The sequence below is a fragment of the Kitasatospora sp. NPDC004240 genome (genome assembly GCF_053603215.1).
In genome coordinates this window covers 1-6,417 of record NZ_JBSGFD010000313.1, presented here as the reverse complement: position 1 = coordinate 6,417, position 6,417 = coordinate 1, and the positions used below count along the sequence as shown (strand labels likewise).

Sequence of the window (6,417 nt, the reverse complement as noted above, 5' to 3'; positions counted from 1 at the left end):
CTGCGGACCCGGTGATGGTACGGGCCGACGGGAGTGGTGCTCCGACGTGTGGTGCTCCGGCATCTCGTGCCGTGGACCAGTCTCGCCGACCCGGCCCGACGCCCTCCCGCCGGCGCGCAGCACACCGAGCATCTGCCGCATCTCGGTGAGGGCCGACCGGCTGGCCGTCTCGATCACCCCCAGGGCCTCCCCGGCGCCCTCCGGGTGCGTCGCCAGCAGATGGTTGGCCACACCGGCCTTCACCGCGATCACGCCGATGTGGTGCGCCACGATGTCGTGCAGTTCCCGGGCGATCCGGAGCCGTTCCTCGGTGACGGCCTCCGCGGCGGCCCGCCGGGCCGAGCGGGCCGCCTGCGCGCGCCGCTCGCGGACCGCCCTGCCGAGCACCCAGGCCATCCCGGCCAGCACCAGGCCGGCGAGGTGGAGCACGAGGTCCTGCCCGGCGCCGCCGGGCGAGCCCGCGATCAGGAGCAGCACCGCCACACCGGCGCTCACCGCGCCGACCACCGGGGTGGGCACCCGCCGGACCGGGGTGGTGACCGCCAACTGGTAGAGCGCGAGGGCCACGGCGAGGAACGGTTCGCGGACGGCGCCCGTCGCCGTGGCCGCGAGCGAGGCCACGGCGACCACCGCGCAGACCACGGCCGGGCGGGCCCGGCGCAGGGCCAGCGGAAGCCCCATCGCGGCCGCGAGGGCGAGCCGGACCGGCCACCCTCCGGACCCGGGGCCCGGCAGGGCCAGGAACAGCCCGGTCAGCACCACGGCCACCAGGCCGTCGAGCGCCACCGACCCCCCACGGCTCAGCGGCCGGACCTCACCGTCGCGGTACGCCGTCAGCCGGAGCGGTAGGAGTGGGGCCATGCGGCCCACCGTATCCGCCCGGCAGCGGCCGGTACCTCGGCCCCGGGGATAACCGACCGTGGTAGGAGAAGGCGCCCCCGCGGCCGCCCCGTCTCCACCCCGCGGTGGAGGCCACGGGTCGGATCACGGGCCGATGTGCCGCGGCCCGGCCGCACGGCAGCCTGATGCCGTGATCGAACTCCAGCGACTGACCAAGCGTTATCGCGACACCCTCGCGATCGACGGGCTCACCTTCACCGTCCGGCCCGGCCGGGTGACGGGCTTCCTCGGCCCGAACGGGGCCGGCAAGTCCACCACCCTGCGGATGATGCTCGGCCTGGACCGCCCCGACGAAGGCCACGTCCGCTACGACGGCACGGCCTACCACCGACTGCGCGAGCCACTTCGACACGTCGGCGCACTGCTGGACGCCGGTGCGGTGCAGAGCAGCCGCACCGCGTACCACCACCTGCTGTGGCTCGCCCGGTCCAACCGGATCGGCCGGGCCAGGGTCCGCGAGGTGCTCGCCGTGGTGGGCCTGGAGTCCGTCGCCTCCCGCCGGGCCGGCGGCTTCTCGCTCGGCATGGGCCAACGGCTCGGCATCGCCGCCGCCCTGCTCGGCGACCCGCGGGTGCTGCTGCTGGACGAACCGGTCAACGGCCTCGACCCGGAGGGCGTGCGCTGGATCCGCGCCCTGCTGCGGGGGCTGGCCGCCGAGGGCCGGACGGTCCTGGTGTCCAGCCACTTGATGGGCGAGATGGCGGTCACCGCCGACCACCTGGTGGTGATCGGACGCGGCCGGCTGCTCGCCGACAGCAGCACGGACGACTTCATCGCCGACCACTGCCGCCCTCAGGTGCTGGTCCGCACCTCCGAGCCGGACCGGCTCCTGGGCGTCCTGAACCGCGCCGGCCTGACGGCGCACCAGGAGGAGCGTGACGCCGTGGTGGTCGACGGCGCCGGAACGGAGCAGGTGGGCAGGATCGCGGCCGGGGCCGGGATCGTCCTCGGCGAGCTGGCCACCCGTACGGCCTCGCTGGAGGACGCCTTCCTGCGCCTCACCGGTGACGCCGCCCAGTACCGGGCCGAGGCCTTCACGGGGAGCGGCCGGCATGTCCTCTAACGCTCCGGTGGCCGTCGTCCGGGCCGAACTCACCAAGATCCGGACGGTCCGGTCGACACTCGTCCCGCTCCTCCTCGCCCTGGTGGTCAGCGTGGGGACCGGCGTGCTCAACGGCGCGTCCGCCCGTTCGGCGATCGACCGGGGCAGCGGCCTGCTCCGCCCCGACTTCGACCCGGTGGACGCCGGCTTCGTCGGCGTCCAGTTCGGCCAGTTGGCCCTGATCGCCTTCGCGGTCCTGCTGATCTGCGCCGAGTACGGCAGCGGCATGATCCGCGCCTCGCTCGCCGCGGTACCCGACCGCGGCCTGTTCTACCTCTCCAAGATCACCGCTGCCGCCGCGGTGGCACTGCTCGTCGCCGTACCGACCGTGTTCCTCGCCTTCCTCGCCTCCCAGGCGGCCCTGGGCCCGTACGGCGTCGGGCTGGGCCGTCCCGGAGCACTCCGCGCCGTCCTCGGGGCCTGCCTCTACCTGACCCTGATGTGCCTGTTCGCGCTGGGCGTCGCGACGGTGCTGCGCGGTACGGCGCTCGCGCTCTCGCTGCTGTTCGCCTTCGTCTTCGTACTCTCACCGGTGGCCAACACCGTCCCGGCCCTGCGCACCGCCGCCCGCTACCTGCCCGACCACGCCGGCGCGGAGGTCATGAAGGCCGATCCGGGACTCTCCCCGGGGACGGGCCTGCTGGTCCTCGCCGCCTGGACGGCGGCGGCCCTGCTCGCCGGATACCTCACGCTGCGCGGCCGCGACGCTTGAGTGACGCCCCGTCGGCCCGAAGGGTGACGACGCGGCCCCCCGCGTGTGCAGGATCTCGGGGCGCGGGGCCGGGGTCCGGTGGCCCCGCGCGACCGGTCATCGGGAGAAGTAGGTCTTGACGCTGACGGCCGGACCGCCTGAGAACTTCTGCACGGCCGCCTTGGCGTCTCCGGTTACGGTCACCGAAGAGGTACCCCCGGCCGGAATCGTCGTCAGCCCGCCGATCGGGACCACCTCGATCGCCTGCTGAGGCGATCCGGGCTTCGGCTGGTCGTAGACCAGATAGACGACGCGGACCGATACCGCCGTGTTGTTCGGGTTCTTCAGAATGACCTGGTCGAAGGCATCGAACTTGCTCATGGGCTGACCGGCGGCGTCTGCCGGTCCGGCCTCGATGCCGGACACCTTGGCCGGAAGATCCGCCGGGACGAGCTCCTTGACGGTCACCCTGACATCGGCGACCTGGCCGGCGCCGGTTCCGCTGAAGGCCAGGACGTCGTAGCCCCCGCGGGGCTGGACGATGAGGCTGCCTCGGTCGCTCCCGTAGGCGGTCGTGACCCGTACGTCGGGCAGATCCTTCCCAGCGCTGTCCACCGCTGTGATCGCCAGGGTGGGTACCACGCTCGTCAGTCCGTCGTTGTTGATGGAGAGCGTCTGGTCGATGTACTCCTGCTTGCCGAGCGCGTGGTAGCCGAAGGACAGTGGCATGACCGCCGGGCTCGCCTCAGGGCTCGTTGCGACCGGCGCGGAAGCCGACGGCGCCGCACCGCTCGTGGCATTGGCGGGTGCGGACGCCGCTCCGGCCGGGCTCGTAGAGGTACCACTCGGACTGCAACCGGCCAGTACGACGACGCTGAGGACGATGCCCACAACCGCCGCGCCCCGCCGGTGTCGAACGAAAGATCGATCAATGCTTGGCATTGCCGGAGACTAGCGCAGGCAGGGGACGGGTGGACGGCCGGACCGCTCCGGCCGTCCACCGCTGCCCCCGCCCCCCCTTGGCGCGGGGCCGGCACCGGACAGAACCCGGTTCAGTCGCCCGCGACGAGCAGGCGGTAGCCGAAGTCCACGGAGTCGTGGGCGAGCAGGTCCGCGTGGCGGTGCCGCCATGCCCCGGAGGCGAGATCCGTACGCAGCCGCTCGATCGCCGGTTCCACCACCGTCAGTGGCAGCTGTGCGAACGTGGAGCTGGCCCGTCGGACGACGGGATCGAGGTAGCACTCGGGCCGACGCCAGTAGGCGATCTGGAACCCCTCCGTGAAGTCGTGCGGGATGGCGAAGGGCACGACCGTGTGCGCGCCCATGCCCTCCACGACATCGGCCAGTCCGGTGAAGCGGGCGTGTTCGAGCCGCCGGATCTCGAGCTGGATCGCCGGCTCCCGCATCCGTCAGGCGCCGTGGGCCAGTCGGCGGCCCTGGTCCAGGAAGGACAGGAGGCCGCCGACCTCGCCCAGTTCGCGGATCGTCCGGGCGGCGCCGAACGGCGCATTCCAGAAGTCGCCCTCGCGCGGGGTGTGCGGGCCGACGTAGGCGTACGGCTCCGGCTGGTAGGAGTCGCCGGGTGAGACGCCGTAGTTGACCTCGTCGACGGTGACCCCGAGGTCGAAGTGCTCGGGCCACAGGACCGGGTCCGCGTCCGGGAACAGCCCGCGCAGCGCGGCGTCGCCGAGCGCGAAGCAGTGGGCGAGCAGGCGGGCGGCGGCCGGGTCGACCTCCAGCGTGGCGTCGGCCTCGATGCCCGGCCCGTCCTCGTACAGCCCGGCGGGGGCGCCGCACGCGAGCCCGAGGGCCTCGCCGAGCGCGGTGCAGGTGGTCCGTTCGAGGGACAGCACCTGCCCGTGCGCGACCAGCTCGGCACCGATCACCCGCAGCCGGGGCTCGACACTGGTGGCGAAGCCGCCCGGGCAGGCGCGCAGCCGGATGGTGCCGCTGGCCCGGTGCTGCGGCCCGGCCAGGACCAGTTCGGCCACCGCGTGCAGGGCCCGTCGGGTGCGTTCGATCGTCTCGATGTCCATGGGGGCATCGTCTCCCGGACGGACGGCCCGCGCGTGGTCTTCGCCGCGAATCCGCGCGGCGCCTTCTACTGGAACAGGCGGTCACCGGCGGTGGCCATGCGATGGGTGGAGCCGTGGCGGTTCACCCAGTCGCGGATGAGGTTGACGGCGTTGGCGCACTGCCAGCCGTTGTCGTACTCGCGCACTCCGGTGAAGCTGCCGTAGCCGGCGATGATGCCGTCCACGCGCGCGTCGCCCAGCAGCTTGTCGACGTACCAGGGGTCGTTGTAGGTGGTCGTCCAGGACAGCGTGGCGGCGAGCTGTCCGGCGGCCCGGTCGGCGGCGCCCTTCTTCAGCTCCGCGCAGGTGTTGTAGGTGGCCTCGGTGCAGTTGCCGAACCCCTTGGTGATGTCGCTGTCGCCGTAGTCCATCACCCGGCGGCCGTTCGGGAACCCGGAGCCGGACCGGTTGAAGGCGTTGCGGACCTGGTCGCGGGCGCCGGTCGTCGTGATGCCCTCCAGCGGGCCGAGCCGGCCCTCCAGGCTCTTCCAGCCCCGGCCGCCGACGTCCGGGGTGCTGCCGCCGTGGTACTCGTAGAAGCCGTAGAGCACCTGGATCCCGGCGGCCGTCAGGCGCTGCGCCTTGTCGCGCAGTCCCGCGACGCTGCAGGCGCGGTTGGGCTGTTCGCCGCAGTAATTGGGGTCCTTGATGTCCAGCCAGACGAGGGCCAGCCGGCGCCCGGCGCCGGCCTGGGCGAGGATGCGGTCGATCATGCTGTCGAAGCTGGGGCCCAGCCGGTTGTCACCGGCCGAGGAGCAGTCGTGCCAGGCGCGCCATTCGTTGGGGTTCCACCAGGCGCAGACGTCGATCTCGATGCTGTTGGCGCCGTGGTCGAGCGCCGCGTTCACGCCGTCCAGGGTGTCGACCCGGTGCGCGATGGCGTAGATCGGGTGTCGCCGGTCGGCCGCGGCCGCCGGGGTCGCACCGACGGCGGTGACGCCGACGATCGCGCAGAGGGCCGCCATCAGGGCCGGTATCGTGCGGCGGCGGGCACCCCGCCTGGGCTGGGTGGTCAAGGAGCACACTCCCTCGTGTCAATGTACGGTCAACACGCACCGCGAACCGTGGCGCCGACCGATCGCGCCCCAGTCTGCCCCGGCGCCACCACCCACGCGAGGCGCCCGATCACATATCGGCCAAGTGTCGTTCGCGCCCAAGTCATCTGCGGGAGGCCCGCCATGACCGGCCATCGGGCACCGGGGCCCGGACCCTCCTGCGCGCCTCGACGGGGTGAACCCGTGCCGGGCGGGTCGCCGATCGACCTGCGAGTGGGCACACGGCGGCCGGGCCCGTGAGCGGGTGCTCACGGGCCCGGGCGGGGTCCACCGGTGGTCGATGGTCTGTCAGGCGGCGCGGAAGGTGCGCAGGCGGAGGCTGTTGCCGACGACGAAGACGGAGGAGAAGGCCATGGCGGCTCCGGCGATCATCGGGTTGAGGAGGCCGGCGGCGGCCAGGGGCAGGGCAGCGAGGTTGTAGGCGAAGGCCCAGAACAGGTTGCCCTTGATGGTGGCGAGGGTGCGGCGGGAGAGGCGGATGGCGTCGGCGGCGGCGCGCAGGTCGCCGCGGACCAGGGTGAGGTCGCCGGCCTCGATGGCGGCGTCGGTGCCGGTGCCCATGGCGAGGCCGAGGTCGGCCTGGGCGAGGGCGGC

Annotated in this window: 7 protein-coding genes and 1 pseudogene; 2 read left to right on the top strand and 6 right to left on the bottom strand. The window is 73.2% G+C overall.

The features are described 5' to 3' along the window. A partial coding sequence (locus ACWEQL_RS39935) for a histidine kinase dimerization/phosphoacceptor domain-containing protein (protein ID WP_452156126.1) occupies window positions 1-861 on the bottom strand: 861 nt, incomplete at its 3' end. Window positions 862-1,030: 169 nt separating this feature from the next. Between ACWEQL_RS39935 and ACWEQL_RS39930 the strand changes: the two genes are divergently transcribed. Beyond that, window positions 1,031-1,963 carry an ATP-binding cassette domain-containing protein gene (locus ACWEQL_RS39930; RefSeq protein ID WP_452156124.1) on the top strand — a complete coding sequence of 311 codons (933 nt, stop codon included), beginning with the start codon at window positions 1,031-1,033 and terminating at the stop codon, window positions 1,961-1,963. Beyond that, window positions 1,953-2,714: an ABC transporter permease gene (locus ACWEQL_RS39925; RefSeq protein ID WP_452156122.1), complete on the top strand. Its 762-nt coding sequence runs from the start codon at window positions 1,953-1,955 to the stop codon at window positions 2,712-2,714. The genes ACWEQL_RS39930 and ACWEQL_RS39925 overlap by 11 nt, the downstream gene beginning before the upstream one ends. Before the next feature lie 96 nt (window positions 2,715-2,810). Here the strand turns inward: ACWEQL_RS39925 and ACWEQL_RS39920 are convergent, their stop codons facing one another. The 5 genes and pseudogenes from ACWEQL_RS39920 to ACWEQL_RS39900 form a co-directional block, all read right to left on the bottom strand. Next, complete coding sequence (locus tag ACWEQL_RS39920) at window positions 2,811-3,422, bottom strand: hypothetical protein (protein WP_452156120.1); 612 nt, start codon at window positions 3,420-3,422, stop codon at window positions 2,811-2,813. 323 nt (window positions 3,423-3,745) lie between these two features. Next, window positions 3,746-4,099, bottom strand: coding sequence for a hypothetical protein (locus tag ACWEQL_RS39915; protein ID WP_452156118.1), 354 nt, complete (start codon window positions 4,097-4,099; stop codon window positions 3,746-3,748). Between the two features lie 3 nt (window positions 4,100-4,102). Beyond that, window positions 4,103-4,729, bottom strand: coding sequence for a hypothetical protein (locus tag ACWEQL_RS39910; RefSeq protein WP_452156116.1), 627 nt, complete (start codon window positions 4,727-4,729; stop codon window positions 4,103-4,105). Between the two features lie 65 nt (window positions 4,730-4,794). Continuing rightward, window positions 4,795-5,793, bottom strand: coding sequence for a phospholipase (locus ACWEQL_RS39905; RefSeq protein WP_452156114.1), 999 nt, complete (start codon window positions 5,791-5,793; stop codon window positions 4,795-4,797). 318 nt (window positions 5,794-6,111) lie between these two features. Next, a pseudogene (locus tag ACWEQL_RS39900) lies at window positions 6,112-6,417 on the bottom strand (heavy metal translocating P-type ATPase); the annotation flags it as partial.